Origin of the sequence: Pelagerythrobacter sp., assembly GCF_041912895.1 — a bacterium.
Lineage (GTDB): Bacteria > Pseudomonadota > Alphaproteobacteria > Sphingomonadales > Sphingomonadaceae > Pelagerythrobacter.
In genome coordinates, this window is the sequence record NZ_JAYSGI010000001.1 from 1,072,497 (window position 1) to 1,094,139 (window position 21,643).

General features: G+C 68.7%; 24 protein-coding genes. 15 read left to right on the forward strand and 9 right to left on the reverse strand.

The window, feature by feature from the left end:
• The first annotated feature begins 167 nt into the window (after positions 1-167).
• The 8 genes from ACE3QC_RS05430 (at position 168) to ACE3QC_RS05465 (ending at position 5,896) form a co-directional block, all read left to right on the forward strand.
• Positions 168-914 carry a response regulator transcription factor gene (locus ACE3QC_RS05430; RefSeq protein WP_374406082.1) on the forward strand — a complete coding sequence of 249 codons (747 nt, stop codon included), beginning with the start codon at positions 168-170 and terminating at the stop codon, positions 912-914.
• A complete protein-coding gene (locus ACE3QC_RS05435; RefSeq protein ID WP_374406083.1) occupies positions 907-2,487 on the forward strand; it encodes an ATP-binding protein in 1,581 nt (526 codons plus the stop codon). Before ACE3QC_RS05430 ends, ACE3QC_RS05435 begins: the two co-directional genes overlap by 8 nt.
• Complete coding sequence (locus ACE3QC_RS05440; RefSeq protein WP_374406084.1) at positions 2,484-2,918, forward strand: HPr kinase/phosphorylase; 435 nt, start codon at positions 2,484-2,486, stop codon at positions 2,916-2,918. Before ACE3QC_RS05435 ends, ACE3QC_RS05440 begins: the two co-directional genes overlap by 4 nt.
• A gap of 41 nt (positions 2,919-2,959) precedes the next feature.
• Entirely contained in the window at positions 2,960-3,871 is a 912-nt protein-coding gene (gene rapZ / locus ACE3QC_RS05445; protein WP_374406085.1) for an RNase adapter RapZ, read from the forward strand.
• A 76-nt stretch (positions 3,872-3,947) separates the two neighbouring features.
• Positions 3,948-4,361 (forward strand): PTS sugar transporter subunit IIA, encoded by a 414-nt coding sequence (locus ACE3QC_RS05450; RefSeq protein WP_374406086.1) that lies wholly within the window; start codon positions 3,948-3,950, stop codon positions 4,359-4,361.
• Entirely contained in the window at positions 4,361-4,633 is a 273-nt protein-coding gene (locus ACE3QC_RS05455; RefSeq protein ID WP_374406087.1) for an HPr family phosphocarrier protein, read from the forward strand. Before ACE3QC_RS05450 ends, ACE3QC_RS05455 begins: the two co-directional genes overlap by 1 nt.
• Positions 4,633-5,445 carry a TrmH family RNA methyltransferase gene (locus ACE3QC_RS05460; protein ID WP_374406088.1) on the forward strand — a complete coding sequence of 271 codons (813 nt, stop codon included), beginning with the start codon at positions 4,633-4,635 and terminating at the stop codon, positions 5,443-5,445. The genes ACE3QC_RS05455 and ACE3QC_RS05460 overlap by 1 nt, the downstream gene beginning before the upstream one ends.
• Before the next feature lie 46 nt (positions 5,446-5,491).
• Positions 5,492-5,896 (forward strand): META domain-containing protein, encoded by a 405-nt coding sequence (locus tag ACE3QC_RS05465; protein WP_374406089.1) that lies wholly within the window; start codon positions 5,492-5,494, stop codon positions 5,894-5,896.
• 8 nt (positions 5,897-5,904) lie between these two features.
• On the opposite strand, the gene ACE3QC_RS05470 is transcribed toward ACE3QC_RS05465, so the two are convergent.
• From ACE3QC_RS05470 to ACE3QC_RS05485, 4 genes are read right to left on the reverse strand one after another with little or no spacing between them, the layout of a single operon-like run.
• The gene (locus ACE3QC_RS05470; RefSeq protein WP_374406090.1) at positions 5,905-6,270 is read right to left on the reverse strand and encodes a DUF2794 domain-containing protein; all 366 of its coding nucleotides are present in this window, start codon (positions 6,268-6,270) and stop codon (positions 5,905-5,907) included.
• Positions 6,270-6,977: a serine O-acetyltransferase EpsC gene (gene epsC, locus ACE3QC_RS05475; protein WP_374406091.1), complete on the reverse strand. Its 708-nt coding sequence runs from the start codon at positions 6,975-6,977 to the stop codon at positions 6,270-6,272. Before epsC ends, ACE3QC_RS05470 begins: the two co-directional genes overlap by 1 nt.
• 43 nt (positions 6,978-7,020) lie before the next feature.
• A complete protein-coding gene (locus tag ACE3QC_RS05480) occupies positions 7,021-7,647 on the reverse strand; it encodes an ATPase (RefSeq protein WP_374406092.1) in 627 nt (208 codons plus the stop codon).
• A 14-nt stretch (positions 7,648-7,661) separates the two neighbouring features.
• Positions 7,662-8,939 carry a heavy-metal-associated domain-containing protein gene (locus ACE3QC_RS05485; protein WP_374406093.1) on the reverse strand — a complete coding sequence of 426 codons (1,278 nt, stop codon included), beginning with the start codon at positions 8,937-8,939 and terminating at the stop codon, positions 7,662-7,664.
• 71 nt (positions 8,940-9,010) lie between these two features.
• Here ACE3QC_RS05485 and purM point away from each other — a divergent pair, with 71 nt between their 5' ends.
• From purM to ACE3QC_RS05500, 3 genes are read left to right on the forward strand one after another with little or no spacing between them, the layout of a single operon-like run.
• A complete protein-coding gene (purM, locus tag ACE3QC_RS05490) occupies positions 9,011-10,117 on the forward strand; it encodes a phosphoribosylformylglycinamidine cyclo-ligase (protein WP_374406094.1) in 1,107 nt (368 codons plus the stop codon).
• On the forward strand, positions 10,110-11,063 hold the full coding sequence (gene purN, locus ACE3QC_RS05495; protein WP_374406095.1) for a phosphoribosylglycinamide formyltransferase: 954 nt from the start codon (positions 10,110-10,112) through the stop codon (positions 11,061-11,063). Before purM ends, purN begins: the two co-directional genes overlap by 8 nt.
• Positions 11,063-12,337: a sulfotransferase gene (locus ACE3QC_RS05500; protein WP_374406096.1), complete on the forward strand. Its 1,275-nt coding sequence runs from the start codon at positions 11,063-11,065 to the stop codon at positions 12,335-12,337. The genes purN and ACE3QC_RS05500 overlap by 1 nt, the downstream gene beginning before the upstream one ends.
• On the opposite strand, the gene ACE3QC_RS05505 is transcribed toward ACE3QC_RS05500, so the two are convergent.
• The 5 genes from ACE3QC_RS05505 to ACE3QC_RS05525 all read right to left on the reverse strand — a co-directional run bounded on the left by ACE3QC_RS05505 (position 12,265) and on the right by ACE3QC_RS05525 (position 15,706).
• A complete protein-coding gene (locus ACE3QC_RS05505; protein ID WP_374406097.1) occupies positions 12,265-12,675 on the reverse strand; it encodes a nuclear transport factor 2 family protein in 411 nt (136 codons plus the stop codon). The two genes, ACE3QC_RS05500 and ACE3QC_RS05505, sit on opposite strands and share 73 nt — an antisense overlap.
• Before the next feature lie 135 nt (positions 12,676-12,810).
• A complete protein-coding gene (ndk, locus tag ACE3QC_RS05510) occupies positions 12,811-13,233 on the reverse strand; it encodes a nucleoside-diphosphate kinase (protein ID WP_374406098.1) in 423 nt (140 codons plus the stop codon).
• An 88-nt stretch (positions 13,234-13,321) separates the two neighbouring features.
• Complete coding sequence (locus ACE3QC_RS05515) at positions 13,322-13,801, reverse strand: hypothetical protein (protein WP_374406099.1); 480 nt, start codon at positions 13,799-13,801, stop codon at positions 13,322-13,324.
• Positions 13,798-14,235 carry a DNA polymerase III subunit chi gene (locus tag ACE3QC_RS05520; protein ID WP_374406100.1) on the reverse strand — a complete coding sequence of 146 codons (438 nt, stop codon included), beginning with the start codon at positions 14,233-14,235 and terminating at the stop codon, positions 13,798-13,800. The genes ACE3QC_RS05515 and ACE3QC_RS05520 overlap by 4 nt, the downstream gene beginning before the upstream one ends.
• Before the next feature lie 13 nt (positions 14,236-14,248).
• Complete coding sequence (locus ACE3QC_RS05525; RefSeq protein ID WP_374406101.1) at positions 14,249-15,706, reverse strand: leucyl aminopeptidase; 1,458 nt, start codon at positions 15,704-15,706, stop codon at positions 14,249-14,251.
• A gap of 191 nt (positions 15,707-15,897) precedes the next feature.
• On the opposite strand from ACE3QC_RS05525, the gene ACE3QC_RS05530 reads away from it, so the two are divergent.
• From ACE3QC_RS05530 to rsmA, 4 genes are all read left to right on the forward strand, one after another.
• Complete coding sequence (locus ACE3QC_RS05530) at positions 15,898-18,258, forward strand: LPS-assembly protein LptD (RefSeq protein WP_374406102.1); 2,361 nt, start codon at positions 15,898-15,900, stop codon at positions 18,256-18,258.
• Positions 18,259-18,386: 128 nt separating this feature from the next.
• A complete protein-coding gene (locus ACE3QC_RS05535) occupies positions 18,387-19,730 on the forward strand; it encodes a peptidylprolyl isomerase (RefSeq protein WP_374406103.1) in 1,344 nt (447 codons plus the stop codon).
• Positions 19,731-19,750: 20 nt separating this feature from the next.
• Positions 19,751-20,755, forward strand: coding sequence for a 4-hydroxythreonine-4-phosphate dehydrogenase PdxA (gene pdxA, locus ACE3QC_RS05540; RefSeq protein WP_374406104.1), 1,005 nt, complete (start codon positions 19,751-19,753; stop codon positions 20,753-20,755).
• A 64-nt stretch (positions 20,756-20,819) separates the two neighbouring features.
• Positions 20,820-21,641, forward strand: coding sequence for a 16S rRNA (adenine(1518)-N(6)/adenine(1519)-N(6))-dimethyltransferase RsmA (gene rsmA / locus ACE3QC_RS05545; RefSeq protein ID WP_374406105.1), 822 nt, complete (start codon positions 20,820-20,822; stop codon positions 21,639-21,641).
• Positions 21,642-21,643: the final 2 nt, after the last annotated feature.

Below are 21,643 nucleotides of genomic sequence, written 5' to 3' on the forward strand. Positions count from 1 at the left end.
AAGGGGCTTCGGCGATTCGCTCGCATACGAATGCACGGAATGCATCTGCGCGCATAATCGCGCCGCGCCGCTGCGTCAAACGCTGTCCTGCCGCACCGCGTTGTCTCGCGCCATGGAACCGTCTAACCCCCTGCGGCAACTTGCAGATGGCTGGCAGCGGAGGCGACATGGCCGAGACGGAGCGCGGGAACGCGGGCGGCGAACAGGTAATCGCGCTGGTCGACGACGACCGCAATATCCTCACCACCGTGTCGATCGCGCTCCAGGCCGAAGGCTACGCCACGCGGCTCTATTCGGATGGCGAAACGGCGCTGAAGGCGCTGCTGGAAAGCCCGCCCGACCTCGCCGTGTTCGACATCAAAATGCCGCGCATGGACGGGATGGAATTGCTCAACCGGCTCCGCCGTCATTCGGAATTGCCGGTGATCTTTCTCACCAGCAAGGATGACGAACAGGACGAAGAAGCCGGGCTCGAACTGGGTGCGGACGATTATATCGCCAAGCCGTTCAGCCTGCGCCTGCTGCTGGCACGCATCCGCGCGATCCTGCGGCGGACCGAATTCCGCAAGGAAGGCGCGGCACGGCCCGCGGCGAACGGCGACGAGCCGGGCGAGCCGCTGGTGCGCGGACGACTGCTGATGGACCCGGCGCGCCACCATGTGACCTGGGACGGCAAGCAGGTGTCGCTTACGGTGACCGAGTTCCTGCTGCTCGAAGCGCTCGCCGCGCGTCCCGGCGTCATCAAGTCACGCAACGCCCTGATGGACGCGGCCTATCCCGACGACGTCTTCGTCGACGACCGGACGGTCGACAGCCACATCAAGCGCATGCGGCGCAAGTTTCGCGCGATCGATTCCGATTTCATCGCGATCGAGACGCTTTACGGCGCCGGCTACAGCTTCAGCGATGGCTGACACGGGTTTTCGCGACCGGCTGGATGCGGGCATCGACCGGCTCAGCTGGTCGCGCCGGGTCTCGCTCACGGTCCGCATCCTCGCGGTCAACCTGCTGCCGCTGGCGCTGCTGGGCGGCGGCATCTTCTATCTCGACACCTACCGCAACCAGCTCCTGTCGGAACGCTACAAGCTCGCCCGGATCGAGGCGCAGATCACCGCCGAGGCGCTCGCCGGGGCCTCGCGCACGCGACAGGAGGCGCTGCTGATCCAGATCGGCAAGGAGCAGAAGATGCGGCTTCGGATGTTCGACGCCGAAGGCCTGCTGTGGGCCGACAGCTTCGCTCTCGACGGCCCGGCGTTCGAGTTCGACGACGTCGGCGACGATGCCTTCTCGGTGGAATTCGCGCGCCTGCTCGACCGCTGGGTCAACACGATCGTCGGCGCGGACCCGATCCCCGACTATATCGAACCCGATCAGCCGATCGCCGATTCGTGGCCCGAACTCGCGCGCGCCCGCGCCGAAGGTCTGTCGCAGATCCAGTTGCGCGATGCGCCCGACGGCACCCCGGTGATCAACGCCGCCGCGCCGGTCGGTCTCAACGGGGCTACGCTGCTGACCACCCGCAACGCGGTGGACATCACCGACAAGGTTCGCGAGGCGCGCTCGACGTTGGGGATGGCGGTGTTCTTCGCGCTGCTCGGTTCGATCTTCCTCTCGCTCTATCTCGCCCGCACGATCGTACGGCCGTTGCAGGCGCTGGCGCGCGCGGCGATGCGCGTGCGGCTTGGCCGCGAACGCGAGGTAGAGGTGCCCCGCCTGCCGCAGCGGCGCGACGAGATCGGCGCGCTTGCCCGCGCGGTCTCCGACATGACCAACGCGCTGCGCCAGCGGATCGACGCGGTCGAACATTTCGCCGCCGACGTCGCGCACGAGATCAAGAACCCGCTCGCTTCCCTGCGCAGCGCGATCGAGTCGCTCGCCCGGGTGGAGGATCCCGAGCTGCGCGCGCAGCTGATCGACATCGCGGCGCACGACATTCGCCGCATCGACCGGCTGGTGACCGAAATCTCCGACGCCAGCCGGGTCGACGCGGAAATCTCGCGCACGACCTTCGAGAATCTCGACCTCGGCGACCTCGCCGCAGCGATCATCACCGCGCGCGACGACCGGTCCGAAAACGATGGCCGTGCGATCGAACTGACCCGCCCGATGGGCGGCGCGCGGATAATGGGCGTGCCGTTGCGGCTCGAGCGCGTGATCGAGAACCTGCTCGACAACGCGGTCTCGTTTTCACCCGCCGGCGGCCTGATCGCGGTGGCAATCGCGCACGACGACGACCGCGTGACGCTGTCGGTGTGCGACGAAGGGCCGGGAATTCCGGAGGATGCGCGCGAAAAGGTATTTCAGCGATTCCATTCCGACCGCCCCGATGCCGAGGCTTTCGGTAATCACAGCGGGCTCGGCCTCGCGATCGCGCGCACGATCGCCGAGGCGCACGACGGCTCGCTCGAGGCGCGCGAGCGCGAGGATGGCCGCTCGGGCGCATGCATGGTGCTCGCCTTGCCGCCCGCATCGGCCTCGCACCGGTGACGGTTCGGCAGGCAACTTGCGTCGCGATCGGCGGCCGGGGGCTGCTGATCGAGGGACCGCCAGGCGCGGGCAAGAGCGGCCTTGCGCTTGCGCTAATCGATCGCGGCGCGATGCTGGTGGGCGACGACGGCGTGACGCTGGAGGTACGCGACGGGCAGCTCTGGGCACTGCCCCCGCCGAACACCGCGGGCCTCGCCGAAGTGCGCAACATAGGCCTGCTGCGCTTCCCCGTCGCCGAAGCGCGGGTCGCGCTACGCCTCGTGCTCGATCCCGCCGCGCCGCGCTTTATCGAACACGCCGCCGAGCAGGACATCGCCGGCGCGCCGATCCCGTGGCTCGCGTTCGATCCGGGCATCGCGCCGGCGGCCTTCCGAGCCGAGCTCGCGCTCGCCGCCCACGGGTTGCCCCTTTCGGGGACGGCGACCGCCTGATCCCTTCCCAACCGGCACATGAGCGCGCACACCGGCGCGCCATGGCCGACGATTCGCCCGACCATCGCCAGCACGTCCTGCTCGTCACCGGTCTTTCGGGCGCGGGCAAGACCACCGCGTTGCGCGTGCTCGAGGATCTCGGGTGGGAAGCGATCGACAATTTCCCCATCCGTCTGCTCGGCCGACTGATCGGCGGCGCGAATCAGGAAGGGCCGCGTCCGCCGCTGGCGATCGGGTTCGATTCGCGCACCCGCGGCTTCGTCCCGCACGAGATCATCGCCAAGGTGAAGGAACTGGCCCGACGCGACGATCTGGTCGTCACCACGCTGTTCCTCGACTGTGGCAGCGGCGAGCTGGAACGCCGCTACAACGAAACCCGCCGCCGCCACCCGATGGCGGCCGATCGCCCTGTGCGCACCGGCATCCTGGCCGAGCGCGAACTGCTGGAGCCGCTGCGTCGCTGGGCCGACGCGGTCGTCGACACCACCGAATTCTCCAGCAACGACCTGCAACAGGCGGTCCGCGCGCAGTTCGCCGACAGCGCACCGGAGGAAATGGCGGTCATCGTCTCCAGCTTCGGCTTCGCTCGCGGCACGCCCCCGCTCGCCGATCTCGTATTCGACATGCGCTTCCTCGACAATCCGCACTGGGTGCCGGAATTGCGCGAACAGACCGGGCTCGACGCCCCGGTGGGCGAGCATATCGAGCGCGATCCGGGCTTCACCCCCGCATTCACGCAGATTCGCGACCTCGTGCTCACCTTGCTCCCGCGCTACGAGGCACAAGGCAAGAGCTATGTCAGCATCGCCTTCGGGTGCACCGGCGGCCGTCACCGTTCGGTCTACGTCGCGCAGAAGTTCGCAACGGCCTTGCACGAGGCGGGATTTTCGCCCACGATCATTCACCGCAATCTGGGCTCGCGTGCGGCCGACGAAATCGAAGGCCCGCAATGATGAAACGCCCTCCGCAACGGTCCCTGGCCACGGTTCGCATGCTCCTTTTCTCGAAATCCGGCAGAAGCCTCCTCGCATGATCGGCATGATCTTGGTCACCCACGGCCGCCTGGCCGAGGAATTCGTTCACGCGATGGAGCATGTCGTCGGGGCGCAGGAAGCGATCGCGACCGTATGCATCGGCCCCAACGACGACATGGAGCAGCGGCGCAAGGAAATCGCCCGCGCGATCAAGCAGGTCGACGACGGCAGCGGCGTGGTCATCCTGACCGACCTGTTCGGCGGCACCCCGTCGAACCTCGCGATCTCGCTCCTCGAGGCCGGCAGGGTCGAAGTGATCGCGGGCATCAACCTGCCGATGCTGATCCGCCTGTCGGGCGTTCGCAAAAGCGCCGGGGTGGGCGATGCGGTGCGCGCCGCCCGCGATGCCGGGCAGACCTACATCACCGTCGCGTCCGAGCTGCTCGGCCAGCACGCGAAGGCCTGCTGATGGAGCGGCGCGAAGTCACCATCGTCAACAGCCGCGGCCTCCACGCTCGCGCCAGCGCCAAGTTCGTCAACGTCGTCAGCCAGCTCCCGCCCGATATCGAGGTTCGGGTGGCGAAGGATGGGCACGAAGCGGCCGGCGGCTCGATCCTCGGCCTAATGATGCTCGGCGCGGCCAAGGGCGATTCGATCGAGGTGATCGTGAAGGGTGATGGCGACGGGCGCGTGCTCGAACAGTTGTGCGCGCTGGTGGACGACGGCTTCGGCGAAGACTGATGCCCCCCGTGTCGCGGCGCCGGATCACGGGCTTTTCCAATCCCACCGTCAAGTTTCTGCGCAGCCTGCGCGACAAGAAGCATCGCCGCCGCGCGAAGCGGTTCTTGGCGGAGGGACTTCGCCTGCTGACCGAAGCACGCGAATCGGGCCGCCTGCCCGACATGCTGGTGATGGCTGAAGGCCGCGAGGCCCATCCGCTGGTCGATGCGCTCGAACGCGATGTGGCCGCGGCCGGCGGCGAGATCGTCGAGACCAGCGCGGAAATCCTCGCGAAGATCACCGGCAAGGACAATCCGCAGGCGATCGCCGGTGTTTTCGCCGAGTTCGACACCACGCTCGCCGCGCTGGACCGCGATGCCGCGCCGATCTGGCTGGTCGCGCAGGCGCTGCGCGACCCCGGCAATCTCGGCACGATGCTGCGCACCGGGGATGCGGTCGGCGCGGGCGGGCTGATCCTGATCGACGACTGCGCCGATCCGTTCGGCGTGGAGGCGGTGCGCGCCAGCATGGGGGCCGTGTTCACGCAAGCGATCGCGCAGGCGCGGTGGGAGGATTTCCTGCCTTGGCTGCGCGGCGGACCCGGCCAGCTCGTCGCGGCGAGCCTGCGCGATGCCGTGCCCTATCGCGGTGCCGCCTATGCGCGCCCCTGCTTCGTGCTCGTCGGCAACGAATCGCGCGGGCTGCCCGAAGCCTACGAAGCGGAATGCGACCTGCGCGTGACGATGCCGATGCGCGGGCGCGCCGACAGCCTCAACGCCGCAGTCGCGGGCGCGGTGCTGGCATACGAAGTGCTGGCAACGCTCAACGGCTGACATCCGTTCAGCGGGCACTCAGCCGCCGCCGCCCACGAGGCGCCGCATGAGAATTGCGCTGGCCCTGTCGCTCGCACTGCTGACCGCCGCCTGCGTCGCCCATCCCGCGGCGTCCGAGCGGCTGACCGAGAGCCAGTGGCGCTTCGTGACGATCGACGGCGGCTCGCCAGCCGTGCCCGAGAAGGCCACGCTGACCTTCGCCGAAGATCGCCTGTCGGCGAGCGTGGGGTGCAACGGAATGGGCGGCGACTGGCGGATCGAGCAGGGGCGGCTCATCGCCGGCCCGCTGATGGGCACCAAGATGTTCTGCGAAGGCCCGGTGTGGGAACAGGAGCAGGCCGTTTCCGCCCTGCTGGTGGCAGCGCCGAAGCTCGAATGGGATGGCGACCGCCTGTTCCTGAATTCGAGCGGGCACAGCGCGGAACTCGAACGGCTCAGCCCGGAGCCTTAAGGAGGCCCCTAGTCGCCCACGGCCCGGACCAGCCGCCGCTCCATCGGCGCGAGCACCCCGGCGAGCTCGTGCCCGCGCTTGAGCACCTGGCCGTGTTCGCCGAACAGCGCCCACATGCCCTGCCGATTGCGCAGCGCGGGGCGTTTCTCGACCCGCGCCTGCGGGCGCTCGGAGGCACGGCGGAAGGCGGCGAAGACCGCCGCATCCCGCGTGAAGTCCATCGCGTAATCGCGCCATTCGCCCGCCGCGACCATGCGTCCGTAGAGGTCGAGGATGCGTTGCAGTTCGTCGCGCGCGAAGCCGATCTGGTTCGGCGCGCGGCCCGGAAAAGGGACGATGTTGGGGAACCCGCCGGCCCCCGCACCGCCGCTCATCAGCTGTCGGTCCCGCTACGCTTGACCGGCTCCAAGGGAGTCGCTGCGCGCAGTTGCGCTAGCTCGTCGCGCAGCGCGGCGAGCTGCGCTTCGAGCTGCTCGATCCGGCGGCCGCCGCCAGCGGCGATTTCCTCGCACGGCTCGTCGCACGGCGTACCGTAGGGGATGAACTCGCGCAGCCATTCCTCCGCCGGAACGAGCGTGGAGCGCGCCTTGAGGCCGATCATCGTCGCGCCGGCGGGCACGTCGTCGGTCACTACCGCGTTCGCCCCGATGCGCGCGCGTTCGCCGAGCACGATCGGCCCGATGATCTGTGCGCCAGAGCCGATGATGACCCCGTCGCCTACCGTGGGATGGCGCTTGCCGCCCTGCCCGTTCGTCGGGTTCGTGCCGCCCAGCGTCACGCATTGATAGATCGTCACGTCGTCGCCGATCTCGGCGGTTTCGCCGATCACCGTAAAGCCGTGGTCGATGAACAGGTTGCGGCCGATCTTCGCGCCGGGATGGATGTCGATCGCGGTCAGCCAGCGCGAGAGGTGGTTGACGAACCGGGCGAGGAAGAACAGCCGTGCGTCGAACAGCCAATGCGCGAAACGGTGGAAGCCAAGCGCAAGAACACCCGGATAGAGCAGGATCTCCCAGCGCGAGCGCGGCGCCGGATCGCGGGCCCTGATCGAGTCGAGATAGGCGGCGAGGCGTTCGAACATCGGCCCGTTTTTCCCACGTGTCGCCCGGCGAGGCAAGCCGGGCCTAGTTACCATGCCCCAAGTCGAGCTTTCCCTGCTCGGGCCCCCGCACAGCCTCCAGCGCATCGCGCCAGATCGACAGTGTCGGCGGCGCCTTGCGCTCCAGCGTCAGCCGGTCGATCGCGGCGACCAGCCGCTCGATTCCGGCGTAGCTCCGCTCCGCTCGGGGCACGAGGTAGGTAAGCGCACCCTCGCCCAGCGCAAGGCCCCGTTGCACGGCGTGGCTCTCGATCAGCCCGCCGACGAGATCGTCGCCCGGCGTGCCGATCTCGAGGTGGAGCGCCGCGCCGACGCGGCTGCGCAGGTCGGGCAGCGTGATCTGCCAACTCGGCGAACCTGCGACCAGCAGCAGCGGCTCGCCGCTTTCCTGCGCGCGATTCCAGCGATGGAACAGCTCGGTTTCGTCGAGCGCATCGGCCCCGTCGATCGCCGCGCCGGACCCGGCGTTGGCGAACCAGCGCGCCAGCAGCGACTTGCCCGAACGCGGCGGACCGACGAGCACTGCGGTGCCGAACGGCCAGCGCCCGGGCTCGCGCAACGCCTCCGCTACGTGCGAATTGCCCGCGCCGAGCACGATCCGCGCGGGATCGTCCTTGCCCCGCGAAACCAGCGGAAGGGCGAACTGCGACACGGCGCGGCCTTCGCCTAGCGGCTGATGGCGATGGAATTGCCCGACTGACGGACCGTGAAGCCGCGCGCGCGAAGCGCCGCGGCCAGCTGCTCCGCGCTGCCTGCGAACGCCACCGACATCACCGAATTGCCGCCGATCGCCGTGCTCGAGATCGTGGCCCCGCGAACGCCCGGCGTCGCGCGCACCCCGGCGATGGACGCGTCGAACGCGCCGGCGTCGGGGCTGGCGAACTGGATCGTATAGGTCGCTGCAGCGGCGGCAGGCTGTTCCGGCGCGGTAGCCGCTTCGCCTTCGCTTACGGTCGCGCTCTCCGCCAGCGCGGCTTCACGCGCGGCGGCTTCGGCGCGTGCCTGCGCCTGCGCGCTGCGGCCCAGCTCGATCAGCCGCTGGAGCGCCGGGTCGGCCTCCACCGTGCCGAGATCGAGCGTCGGGTCGGGCCGCAGCGTTCCTGCCGCCAGCGCGCGTTCGAAAATCACGTTGAAGCGCTGCACCGCCTGGTCGAGCATCGCCGGAAGCTGGTCCGGGCCCTGCGCGGTCAGCGTGAATGCGTCGAGGTAGGTGTTGTCGGGGCCGTAGCGCGCGGTGAACTGCCCTTCGATCGGCCCGCCCGGCCACATGTACCTGAGATCCGCGATCGGCACGAGCACGTCGGAGGCGGCGAACTGGTCGAGCACATTGCGCCACCACAGGCGGCTGCGGCGGCTCGTCTGGCCGTAGGTGATGAATAGCGAATCGCCGCCCGCACCCGAAGGCCGGACGTAGTTTATCCGGCTCGCTCCGGTCTGATATTCGGCCCAGGCGCGCTGCCACGGGTTGCGCTGCTCGTAGACCGTCGCAGTGCCGGCGGACATCGTCACCGGCACCAGCAGCATCGGTGCGGAGCCGGGTCCGCGACCACTCGCGCCGAGCAACCCGCCCGCGCGGCTGCGATCGAAGATCACGCCCAACCGCGCGATGTAGCGGTGCGGGCCGATATTCTCGTGCTCGATCACTACCGCGGCGACGAGGCTCTGGAGCTGACCGTCGGGGATGTCGGGCCCGCCGATCTTCTCCCACGCCAGCCGCTGCGCCTCGCGCCAGCCCTTCTCGCGCGCATCGTCGGCGCTGTCGCCGGTCACGTCGACCTCGATCCCGCCCACGTTGATGTCGTTGCTGCTGGCGACCGGAGCGATGCCGCGATCGCCCTCCACCTGCGCCCACAGCACCGCGCCGCCCACTGCGAGCGCCAGCGCGCCGGCGAGGGCGATCAGGGGCGTGCGCGGAAGGCGGGGGAGCGAAAGGGTCTGGGCCATCGGGGAAAACTCGCGGCCTTTTGCCGAAACGGACGTGGAATTCCAAGCGCGAATGACTAAAGCGTGTCGCCATGTCGACCAACAACCCGCCGCCCGAGCGCTATACCTATCAGCAGGCAGGCGTCTCGATCGATGCCGGCAATGCGCTGGTCAAGGCGATCGGGCCGCTGGTGAAGGCGACCGCACGCCCCGGCGCGGACGGCGAGATCGGCGGCTTCGGCGGCTTCTTCGATCCGAAGGCGGCGGGCTATTCCGATCCGCTGCTGGTCGCCGCGAACGACGGCGTGGGCACCAAGCTCAAGCTCGCGATCGACCACGACCGGCACGACAGCGTCGGGATCGACCTCGTCGCGATGTGCGTGAACGACCTGATCGTGCAGGGTGCGGAGCCGCTGTTCTTCCTCGACTATTTCGCCACCGGCAAGCTGGAAACGGGCGTCGCCGAGCGGGTGATCGCGGGCATCGCGGAGGGCTGCCGCGAAGCCGGATGCGCACTGATCGGCGGCGAGACGGCGGAAATGCCGGGCATGTATGCCGCCGGGGATTACGACCTCGCGGGTTTCTGCGTCGGAGCGGTCGAGCGCGGCGAGCAATTGACGGGGGACAGGGTGGCGCCCGGTCAGGTGCTGCTCGGCCTCGCGTCTTCGGGCGTCCATTCCAACGGCTATTCGCTCGTCCGGCGGCTGGCGGAGGATTTCGGCTGGCGGATGGACCGCCCCGCCCCGTTCGACGCGGATCGCCCCCTGATCGAGGCGCTGATCGCGCCTACCCGAATCTATGTGAAGAGCCTGCTTCCCGCGATCCGCGCCGGGCGCATCGCGGCGCTGGCGCATATCACGGGCGGGGGATTGCTGGAGAACATCCCGCGCGTCCTGCCCGCTGGCACGCACGCGGTGGTCGATGCCGATGCGTGGAAGCAGCCCGAGCTGATGGCGTTTCTCCAGACGCAGGGAAACATCGAACCGGGCGAGATGGCGCGTACCTTCAACTGCGGCGTGGGCATGGTGCTGGCAGTGGACGAGGCCGAAGCCGATTCGCTCGCGCGCGACCTCGAAGGCGCGGGCGAAACCGTGCTGCGCGTCGGCCGCATCGAGCCGGGCGAGCGTGGCTGCACCGTGCGCGGATCGGCGGAGACGTGGGGCGCGACAGAACGCTGGGAGGCGCGGCACCTTGCCTGACAAGGCGCGCGTCGCCGTCCTCGTTTCGGGCACGGGGACCAACATGGCCGCGCTGCTCTATGCCAGCCGTTTGCCGGGTGCCGCCTACGAAATCGTGCTGGTAGCGAGCAACGACCTGGCGGCGGGAGCGCTCGCGCTGGCCGAGGCGGAGGGTGTCGCGACCTTCGCGCTCTCGCACAAGGGCATGAAGCGTGCCGAGCACGATGCGGCGATGGATGCGGCGGCACGGGAGGCTAAGGCCGATTACATCGCGCTCGCCGGGTACATGCGCGTGCTCGGTCCCGCGTTCGTCGCCGATTGGCAGGGGCGGATGCTCAACATTCATCCCTCGCTGCTGCCCAGGTATCCGGGGCTCGACACCCACGCGCGCGCGATCGCGGCGGGGGACGGCCACGGCGGCGCGTCGGTCCATCTCGTCACCGACGATCTCGACATGGGCGAAGTTCTCGGCCGCGCCGAAGTCGCGATCGCGCCGGGCGACACCGCCGAGACGCTCGCCGAGCGGGTGAAGTTCGCCGAGCACCAGCTCTACCCGCGCGTGCTGGCCGACTACGTGTCGCGCCCGTTCGATCCCGATTGGCTTGTGGCGCAGGTACGCGAGCGTGCGATGGCACTGCCCCATGCCGAAGAGACGCTGAGTCACGGCATGCCCTGCTTCGGGATCGAGAAGGGCAAGAAGTTCGCCTGGGTCAGCATGGACCATCACGGTGACGGCAAGACCGCGCTGCTCGCGAAGATCGATGGCGCAGACGAGCAGGCGCAACTGATCGAGAACGATCCTGAGCGCTATTATCGCCCGGCCTATTTCGGCGACGGGTGGATCGGGATCCGGCTCGATCTCGGCGATACCGACTGGCAATCGATCGAGGACTGGCTTTCGCGTAGCTGGCGCGCGGTCGCGCCCAAGAAGCTGACCGGCCTGATGGACGCGGCGGACCAGTTCTGATGCCGCCGCGCCCGCACCCTCTCGCGCGGGCGCCGCTGGTCGACCGGCTCAACGGCTGGCTGGCAAGCGGGTGGGCGCGCGGCTGGCTGTCGCGGCCAGCGCTCGATCCCGATGCGCTGTGGGCGAAGGCGGCGCGCGGCTTTTCTTCCTTGGACGAAGCGGGTGGCCGCAGCGAGACAGACGTGGCCGATTTTCGCGCGCGGCTGAACATGCTCGCGCGGTCGCTGGAGGACGAGGCGCAGCTCAACCCGCTCGGTCTCTGCATCGCGCACGGGCAACTCGTTCGCGCGATCCGCCACCGGCTCGGGCTGGGGCGGCTGTGGCGCGCCCGCCCCGAACTGCTCGAAACCGAGCTCGCTCCGCCGATCCTCGTCGTCGGGCAGATGCGCAGCGGCACCACCCGCGTCCACCGCCTGCTCGCGGCCGATCCGGCGCATTGCGCGACGCGGTTCTGCGATAGCTGGCACCCCGTCCCCGCCCGGCCCGACCTGCGGCCACTCAAGAGCGGGCTGGCGCTGGCGATGGCGCGGCGGCTCGATCCGTGGCTCGATACGATCCATCCGTTCGGCGCCGCGCGCGCGGACGAGGAACTGGGTTGGCTCGCCGCCGCGCTCGATCATTGCGCCTACGAGGCACAGTGGCACGTGCCCGCCTTCACCGCGTGGAGCGAGGCACGCGATCCGGCGCCCGTATACCGCGAGTTCGCGCGCATCCTGCGTACCGATGCCGCGCATCGCGGCAACGCGCACCGCCCGCGCGTGATGAAAGTGCCGCAGTTCGCGGAAGACCTGCCCGCGCTGCTCGCACGGTTCCCACAGGCGCGCGTGGTCGTCTCGCAGCGCTGCGACGAAGCGACGCTGCGCAGCTCGATCTCGCTGGTCGCCAACCAGATGGCGATCCAGTCCGATGCCGCCGATCTACCCGCGATCGAGACCGAATGGCGGCGCAAGATCGCCTTGCGCGCCGCGCGGATCGCAGCCGCTCTCGATGACTTCGGCGGTCGTGTGGTACGGATCGATTTCACCCGGCTGGACGCCGACTGGCGCACCGAGATCGCCGCGCTCTATGCCGCGCTCGACCTGCCGCTGGATCGCGAGGCAGAAGCTGCGATGGCGCGCGAGATGGCCCGTGCCCATGGCGCGCCGCACGCCGATCACGCGCGCCAGCTCGAAGATTTTGCTAAGCCGCCGGGCGGCGAACGTCAGGCCGCTTCGGTCCCGCGCACCGCCTCGGGCATCAAGATCCTCGCCAGCGCGGGCGAATCCTCGCCGTAGCTCTGCCAGTGGACGATCTTGTTCTTGCGGGTCCGTGCCCGCCAGAGCGTGTCGTGCGTCAGCCGTTCCTCGTCCGCCGACGCCGTGCCCTTCAGCAGCACATCGCCATCGTGCATCACGATCTGCATGTCGTGCATCGCGTAGTTCGCTTCCAGATCGAAGAAGCGGCGCGTGGCGGTGGCGACGTTTTCGCGCCCGTCGATCCATTCGCCGCGGCTGTCGACGAAGCGGATGTCGTCCGCCAGCAACGATTCGACTTTGTCCGCGTCGCGCGCGTTCATCGCCGCGAGGTAGCGTTGCACCACCCGGATCGGTTGCGGTGTATTCCAGTGAAACACGATTGTGCGCTTTCCGCACCACCCCGGCTCGGCCGGATCACGTTTAATGCGACTGGCGGGCGATACGCGAACACGCATACCACCCGCCGTCGAGTCGCGTCTAATCGTTATTTTCGGGCGACGAATCGCATCCGATCAGTCGACGATCTCGTCCTCGTCGAAGAAGAAGTCGATCTCGATCTTCGCGTTCTCGTCGCTGTCCGAACCGTGGACGGTGTTCGCTTCGATGCTTTCGGCGAAGGTCTTGCGGATCGTGCCTTCGTCGGCATCGGCCGGGTTGGTCGCGCCCATCACATCGCGGTTGCGCTTCACGGCGTCGACGCCTTCGAGCACCTGCACGACCACCGGGCCGCTGGTCATGAATTCGACCAGTTCGCCGAAGAAGGGGCGTTCCTTGTGCACGGCGTAGAAGCCTTCGGCCTGGTCCTTGCTCATGCGGATGCGCTTGGAGGCGACGACGCGCAGGCCGGCTTCTTCCAGCATCTTGATGACCGCGCCGGTCAGGTTGCGGCGAGTGGCATCGGGCTTGATGATCGAAAAGGTGCGGGTGACCGCCATGGGATATTCCTTAGAAACTCGGGGGAGACACGAAGGTCCGTGCGGGCGCGCACCTAGCGCCGCGCCGCGCGCGCCGCAAGCCCCGTCGCTAGCGGAACGCCTCGCCGACCATAAGCTGGCCGGTCGTTCCGCCTTCTCCCTTGGTCGCAGTGAAGCTGAACGGCGATCCGTCCGCCGACTTGCCGCCGATCATCTGCATCGTGTCGGTATCGAGGTTCAGTTCCAGCTCGATGCCCGCCGCTTCCGCCTGCCTGCGATAGAATGCGATCATCTCCGCCGCCGGCGCATCCGATTCCATGGTCAGCAGCGCGCCCTTGCTGCCGGCCTGATCGAACACCGTGTTCGAGGCGACCTCGGCGCCGGGAAAGATCGAGAAGCCCCGCGGCAGATCGACCGGCACATCCGCGCCCGATCGCATCCGCGCGGTGCCCTCGTCGGTTTCGATCGTGGCGGTCACGGCATCGCCTGCCTCGCTTGCATCGCCAGCAGCAACCTCCTGCGTGCCCGATCGCTCGGAACCACACGCCGCCAGCGCCAGCACCGCCACCAAGACTAGAACCTGTCTCACCGTTTGCGCACCCATTTGCCGTTCTCCAGTTCGTGGAACTCTCGTTCGACATCCTCGCGCCCGTCGAAACGGCGCCAGACGTCGCGTGCCGCCGCACGGCCGCTTTCGCCGAAGAACAGCAGCGCGCGATCGAACCCATCGGCTTCCTCGCGCCACGCGCCGTCCGCCAGCGCCACCAGCCGCGCGCCGTTCGCCGCCGCGCATTCGGTGGAGAGCAGCACCGGCTGGTGCGCGGCATGCGGCGCATCGGCGCGCCCGCTGGCGAGGAATTCGGGCGGCGCGTGATCCCACAGCGCTTCGCCGATCCGGTCGAGCAGCGCGCCGTCCTCCGCCACAACCAGTATCCGCTGCCCGCCGCGCGCCGCCGCCTTCGCGATCAGCGGCAGCACGCGTTCGACGGGCTGGCCCGGCGCGAGATAGAACCCGACGCGCACCGCCCGCCCGCGCTCAGCCTTCCAGCGTATCGCGCACGAAGCGGTCGATCAGGCGCGCGCCATATCCGGTCGCCCCCTTCTCCCACGTCGCGCCGGGCTTGTCCGACCAGACCATGCCCGCCACGTCGCAGTGCGCCCAGGCCACGCCGTCGTGGATGAAGCGCTGGAGGAACTGCGCCGCGGTGATCGATCCGGCAGGGCGCGGCCCAACGTTCTTCACGTCCGCGATCTGGCTGTCGATCAGCTTGTCGTAGGCAGGGCCGAGCGGCAGCCGCCACAGCTTGTCGCCGCTTTGCGTACCGGCGGCCAGCAGGTCGTTCGCCAGCGCGTCGTCGTTGGAGAATACACCCGCGTATTCATGCCCGAGCGAGATCAGCATCGCGCCCGTCAGCGTGGCGAAATCGACGATCCGCTTGGGCGCGAACTCGGTCTGCGCCCAGTGCAGCGCGTCGCACAGCACCAGCCGCCCTTCGGCATCGGTGTTGAGCACCTCGATCGTCTGGCCGGACATCGAGGTCAGCACGTCGCCGGGGCGGATCGCGTTGCCGTCGGGCATGTTCTCGACCAGCCCGACCACACCGATCACGTTGGCCTTCGCCTTGCGCCGCGCGAGCGCGAGCATCCCGCCCGCGACCGCGCCCGCGCCGCCCATGTCCCACTTCATCTCGTCCATGCCCGCGCCGGGCTTGAGCGAGATGCCGCCGGTGTCGAAAGTGACGCCCTTGCCCACGAACACGGTCGGCGCTTCGCTGCCGCCGCCATCCCACTTGATCGCCAGCAGGCGCGACGGCTGCGCGGAGCCCTGCCCGACGCCGAGCAGCGCGCCCATGCTGAGCTTTTCCATCGCGTCTTCATCCAGCACGATCAGTTCCGCGCCGGTGCCGTCGAATTCCTCGCGGCACATGTCGACGAAGCTGATCGGGAACACCTTGTTCGGCGGTTCGGTCACGAGCTGGCGGGTGAACTCGACCCCGTCGGCCAGCGCGGCCGCGACCGTCCAGGCAGTTTCCGCGCCATCGGGCGCACCGACTGCGATGACGGTTTCGAGCGAGCGCTTCTGCTCGTCCTTCAGCTTCGTGCGATAGGCATCGTGCCGCCATGCGCGCAGCCGCACGCCCAGCAGAACCGAGGCGACGTCTTCCGCAGACAGCGCGCCATCAGAAAAGTCGATCGCCAGCGTCTTTTCGCCCGAGGTGAGGTATTTCGCGGCGAGCGCGGCCCCCGCCTTTTCCAGATTGGCGCTGCGCCCATCCGCATCGGGCGCTCCCGCACCGGCCAGCGCGAGCCGGACCACCGCGCCGTCGCGCTCCGCGAAGCCCTCGAAGATCTGCCCCGCCCCGCCCTTGAAGCGCGCGCTCGCCGCGCCTTCGCCGAGCGCCTTTTCCAGATCGCCGGGCAGCGTGTCCTTGTTCGCGATCTGCGCGAGCAGGTGCGATCCGACGGGTAGCGTGGGGGCAAATTCAATCTTCATGAAATCTCCGGAAACTGGGTCTGATGCCGACGGGCCACAGGTGCGTGAAAGGCCGACCGGGGGAGGATGCGATGGCGATTGCGATTAGGCCCGACCGGTGCGATAGGCAAGCAATGCTCCCCGCTTCGCCGATCGCGCCGCAAGCCGAACTCCGCCGCTTGCCCAAGGCAGGCTGGCCAAAGATATGCTTGATGGCCGGCGCGGGCGGTATCGCGCTTGCGCTCGCGCTCCTTCCTGCCGCCGCGTTCGCGCAGGATGGCGACGCTGCGATCGGCGCCGATCGCGATCAGCCCGGCGAGCCGGTCGCCGGCCCGGATGTGACCACCGACGCTCCTGCCCGCGACGAGCCCGAAGAAAGAACGGGCGACGGCGAAGAGGACGACCTCCTCACCACGCAGCTGCCCCCGCTCGACGAGAGCGAGATGCCCGCCGCGCCGACCAGCGACGACGAGATCGCCTTCGAGGCGGACGGCCTGAGCTACGATTCCAACGGCGAGACCGTCACCGCCACAGGCAATGTGGTGCTGCGCAGCGCCGATCGCTCGGTCCGCGCCGACGAGGTCGTGTGGAATCGGGCCACCGGACAGATCGTGGGCAGCGGCAACGTCCGCTTCGTCGACGAGGAGGGCAACCAGCTCTACACCCAGCGGATCGAGCTGACCGACGAGTTCGAGGCGGGTGCGATGGAAGACCTGCTGCTGGCGTTGCGCGAAGGCGGTCGGCTCGCCGCACGCGAGGGCCAGCGCGGCGAAAACGGGACGGTGATCCTCACCAGCGCAGCCTACACCGCTTGCGCAGTGACCGACGCCGAGGGCTGCCCCAAGGATCCGAGCTGGCGCGTCACTGCCGACCGTGTGGTCTACGATCCGGCAGACAACCGCGTGCGCTTCACCGGCGCCTATCTGGAGATCTTCGGCCTGCGGCTGCTGCCGCTGCCCGGCCTTTCCGTCCGCACCGACGGCAAGGCGGTCTCGGGTTTCCTCGTGCCCGACCTGCGGGTTTCCGAATCGAACGGCGTGGAAGTGAGCGGCAGTTATTACTGGCGCCTTGGTCAGAACAAGGACCTGACGCTCGGCGCGCACATCTTCACCGAAGCGCCGCCGATGGTGTCGGGCCAGTGGCGCCACCTGACCGACCGGGGCGCCTATCAGATCACCGGTTACGCGACGCAGAGCAGCCGCATCTCCGACCTCACCGGCACCCCGATTTCCGAAAGCGATCCGCGCGGCTACCTGTTCGCGAACGGCAAGTTCCAGTTCGGTCCGAACTGGAGCTTCACCGGCTCGCTCCGCCTCGCTAGCGACCGCACCTTCCTGCGCCGTTACGACATCAGCCGCGACGACCGCCTGCGCTCGATGTTCGAGCTCGAGCGGATCGACGACAACTCGTATCTTTCGATCGCCGGCTGGGCGACGCAGACGCTACGTATCGGCGCGCCGCAGGGCCAAGTGCCGGTCGCGCTGCCCGTGATCGACTATCGCCGCCAGCTCGATGCACCGCTGGGTATCGGCGGCAAGCTCGAACTTCAGCTCAATTCGCTCAACATCGTGCGCGACGAAGGGCAGGACACGCAGCGCGCCTTCGCCGGCGCGACGTGGGATCTGAAGCGCATCACCACGCTAGGCCAGGTCGTCACGCTGACTGGCATGGTGCGTGGCGACGTCTATCATAGCGACGAAAACGGGCTGACCTCGACCGCGGTCTATCGCGGCAATCCAGGGTGGGAAACGCGCGGCATCGCGGTGGCCGCGGTCGACGTTGAATGGCCGTTCGCCGGCGAAGCGTTCGGCGGAACCCAGATCTTCACGCCGCGCGTCCAGTTCGCCGCCAGCCCGCCGATCCGCAATCTCGCCGTGCCCAACGAGGATTCGCGCGCTTTCGATCTGGAGGATTCGAACCTGTTCTCGCTCAACCGCTTCCCCGGCTACGACCGCGTGGAAGACGGTGCGCGGGTGACCTACGGGTTCGACTGGGAGCTGCAGATACCCGACTGGCGCATCCGCACCACGGTCGGCCAGTCCTACCGCTTCGACAAGGACCCGAGCGTGTTCATCGACGGCACCGGTCTGAGCGAGCGCGTCTCGGACGTGGTCGGGCGGACCGAGGTGCGCTTCCGCGACTTCGTCAAGTTCACGCACCGCTTCCGGCTCGACAAGGACAACTTCGCGGTGCGCCGCAACGAGCTCGACGCAACCGTCGGCAGCAAGCGCACTTACGCCGAAGTCGGCTACCTGCGGCTCGACCGCGATATCGCCGCAGGGATCGAGGATTTGCAGGATCGCGAGGAAGTGCGCGTCGCCACGCGAGTCGCTTTCGCGCGGTACTGGTCGGTGTTCGGCGCGGGCGTGGTCAACCTGACCGATCGCAACGAGGACCCGACGTTGAGCTCGGACGGGTTCGATCCGATCCGCACCCGGCTCGGCGTCGCCTACGAGGACGACTGTCTCGAATTCGGAGTGACTTGGCGGCGCGACTACACCGACCAGGGCGATGCGCAACGCGGCGACACCTTCCAGGTCTATTTCGCGCTCCGCAACCTGGGGTTCCGTTAGGACCACGGATTGGCAGCGCGGCGCATCTGCGCTATCCGGCCGCTCACTCAGCTTCGGTTAAGCCGCTCGCGGCCACTGGCGGGGCGGAACGCAGGCGCTCGGGAGAGCGCCGTGGATGGGATTTGCACGTGATCGAATTCAAGTTTTCCAGGCTGCTCGCCGGCGCCTCCACGTTCGCGGCCGCGCTCGGGCTCGCCGCTTTGCCGGTCGCGCTTCAGGCGCAGTCCGCAGCGCCCGCCAATGCGCTCGACATCCCCGAGGACGTCGTGCTGATGGGCGATGCCGATCCCAACGTGAGCACTGCCACGGCGGTCGTCAACGGCGCGATCATTACCGAGACCGACATCAACCAGCGCATGGCGCTGCTGCTGTCCACCACGGAACTCTCGCCCGAGGAAACACAGGCCGCGCGGATGCAGATTCTGCGCAACCTGGTCGATGAAATCCTCCAGATTCAGGCCGCTGCCGCGCAGGAAATGGTGGTGACGGCCCCCGAGATCCAGTCGCGCTATGCCGAGATCGCTCAGAGCAACGGCCAGACCACCGACGGGATGGACGCCGCACTGGTCGCGATGGGCTCGTCGCCTGCCTCGCTCAAGCGCCAGATCGAAGGCCAGATTGCTTGGCAGCGGCTGCTCGGCCGCAATGTTGCGCCGTTCATCAACGTCTCGCAGGAAGAGGTGAACGACGTGATCGCGCAGCTCGAAGCCGATCGCGGGACCGAGGAATACCGGCTCGGCGAAATCTTCCTCGCCACTACTCCCGAAAACCGCGAAGCGGTGCGGCAGAACGCGCAGCGGATCGTCGAACAGCTCCAGCGCGGCGCGGACTTCTCGGTCTATGCACGCCAATTCTCCGACGCTTCGACCGCCGCTTCGCGCGGCGACCTCGGCTTCGTCCGGCTCGACACGCTGCCCACCGAAATGGCCTCGGTGGCGCGCGAGATGCAGCCCGGGCAACTCGTCGGCCCGTTCGAGATTCCCGGCGGCTACGAGATCCTCTATCTGATCGACAAGCGCCAGGTCGGCATGCCCGATCCGAGGCAGGCAGTGCTCGACCTCAAGCAGATCTCGATTTCCTTCGCGCCGAATGCCACCGAGGCTGACGCGAACGCCCGGGTGCAGGCCTTCAACACCGCGATCCAGGGCATGCGCGGTTGCGGCGATGCCGAGCGTGTCGCCGAGGAGATCGACGGCCAGGTGGTGCAGAACAGCGGGATGCGCGTCGCACAGTTGCCCGAACAGTTGCAGCAGACCGTCCTCGGGCTCCAGGTAGGCCAATCCACGCCGCCGTTCGGCTCGATGGAAGACGGGGTGCGCGTGCTGCTGCTGTGCGGGCGCGACGATCCGCCCGGCGCGACCGGGGTCGATTTCGATCAGATCATGAACCAGATCGAGGACGACCGGATTGGCAAGCGCGCCCAGCGCTATCTGCGCGATCTGCGCAACGACGCCTATATCGAGTACAACTGACGGCTGCGCCGCAGCCCCCGATGTCGCCGCTCGTCCTGTCGCTCGGCGATCCGGCGGGAGTGGGCCCCGAACTGGTCGCCGAAGCATGGGCCCGGCGCGAAGCCGAATCGCTGCCGCCGTTCGTCGTGGCAGGCGGCGCTGGCGTATTGCGCGCCGCAGCCCGATCGCGCGGGATCGATCTGCCGGTCGCGGCAATTTCCGATATTCGCGAGGCGGCGGCGTTCTGGCATCGGGCGCTTCCGGTGCTCGGCGATGCCGACGGCGAATGGACACCCGGCGCCCCGTGCCGCGAGGGAGCCGCGCTCGCCCTCGCCTCGCTCGAGGCGGCAACGCGCCTCGCGGTCACCCACGATGCCGCGGCCATCGTTACCGCGCCGATCGCCAAGGCGCGGCTGGCCGAGGTCGGCTTCGATCATCCGGGGCAGACCGAATATGTCGCCGCCGCCTGCGGCATCGCGGCGCAGGACGCGGTGATGATGCTCGCCGGACCGCGGTTGCGCGCCATGCCGCTCACCGTCCATGTCGCGCTGGCCGACGTGCCGCGTCTGCTGACCACCGAGCTGATCGTGCGCCGCGCGCGCATCGCCGCCGCCGCGCTGGAGCGCGATTTCGGCCTCTCGCAGCCGCGCCTCGCGCTTGCCGGGCTCAATCCGCACGCGGGCGAGGACGGTCGCTTCGGCAGCGAGGAAGCGCAGACGATCGCGCCTGCTGTGGCGATTCTTCGTGACGAAGGGATCGACGCCACCGGCCCGCACCCCGCGGACGCGATGTTCACCCCCCGCGCCCGCGCGCGCTACGACGCAGCGCTATGCATGTACCACGACCAAGCGCTGATTCCGTTGAAAGCGCTCGATTTCGACGAAGGGGTGAACGTCACGCTCGGCCTGCCGGTGGTCCGCACCAGCCCAGACCACGGCACCGCGTTCGACATCGCGGGACAGAACCTCGCCGATCCCGGCGCCACGATCACCGCGATCCGCATGGCCGGCGAATGCGCTGCACGACGGGCACGGCACCGGCTGTGACCGCCGCGCCGTCCGGCCCATGGATTGCTTCGCCTCGCGCGCGATAACACGCTAGGGGAGCAAGATGAATCCCGACTTGCCCCCCTTGCGCGAGGTGATCGCGCGCCACGGCCTCAGCGCGTCGAAGGCGCTGGGGCAGAATTTCCTGTTCGACGGGCAGTTGCTCGACCGGATCGCGGCGATCCCGGGCGACCTCACCGATCGGGCGGTGCTCGAGATCGGCCCCGGTCCCGGCGGGCTGACGCGCGCGCTGCTCGCGGCGGGTGCGCGGGTGACCGCGATCGAGATGGACCGCCGCTGCCTCCCTGCCCTCGCCGAGCTCGAAGCCGCCTATCCCGGCAGGCTGCGCGTGATCGAGGGCGACGCGATGAAGCTCGATCACGACGCGACGATGGGCGAGCCTTACGCGGTGGTCGCCAACCTGCCGTACAACGTCGGCACCGCGCTGCTGGTGCGCTGGCTGGGTGGCGAACACTGGCCACCGCGCTGGACCAGCCTGACGCTGATGTTCCAGCTCGAGGTCGCGCAGCGCGTGGTCACACAGGCCGGCACCGGCGCCTACGGCCGCCTCGCGGTGCTCGCCCAGTGGCGCAGCGCGGCGCGCCTCGCGATGAAGGTCCACCACAGCGCCTTCACTCCGCCGCCCAAGGTGATGAGCGCGGTGGTCCACCTCGAACCCGCCGCCATGCCCGAAAGCGTGTCCGCGCGCACGCTAGAACGCGTGACCGAAGCTGCCTTCGGCCAGCGCCGCAAAATGCTGCGCCAGAGCCTCAAGGGCCTGCCCGGCGCCCTCGCCGCACTGGAGACGGTGGGAATCGATCCACAGCGACGCGCGGAAACTCTGAGCGTGGCGGAGTTCGTCGCGGTGGCGCGGGCCTTGGACTGACC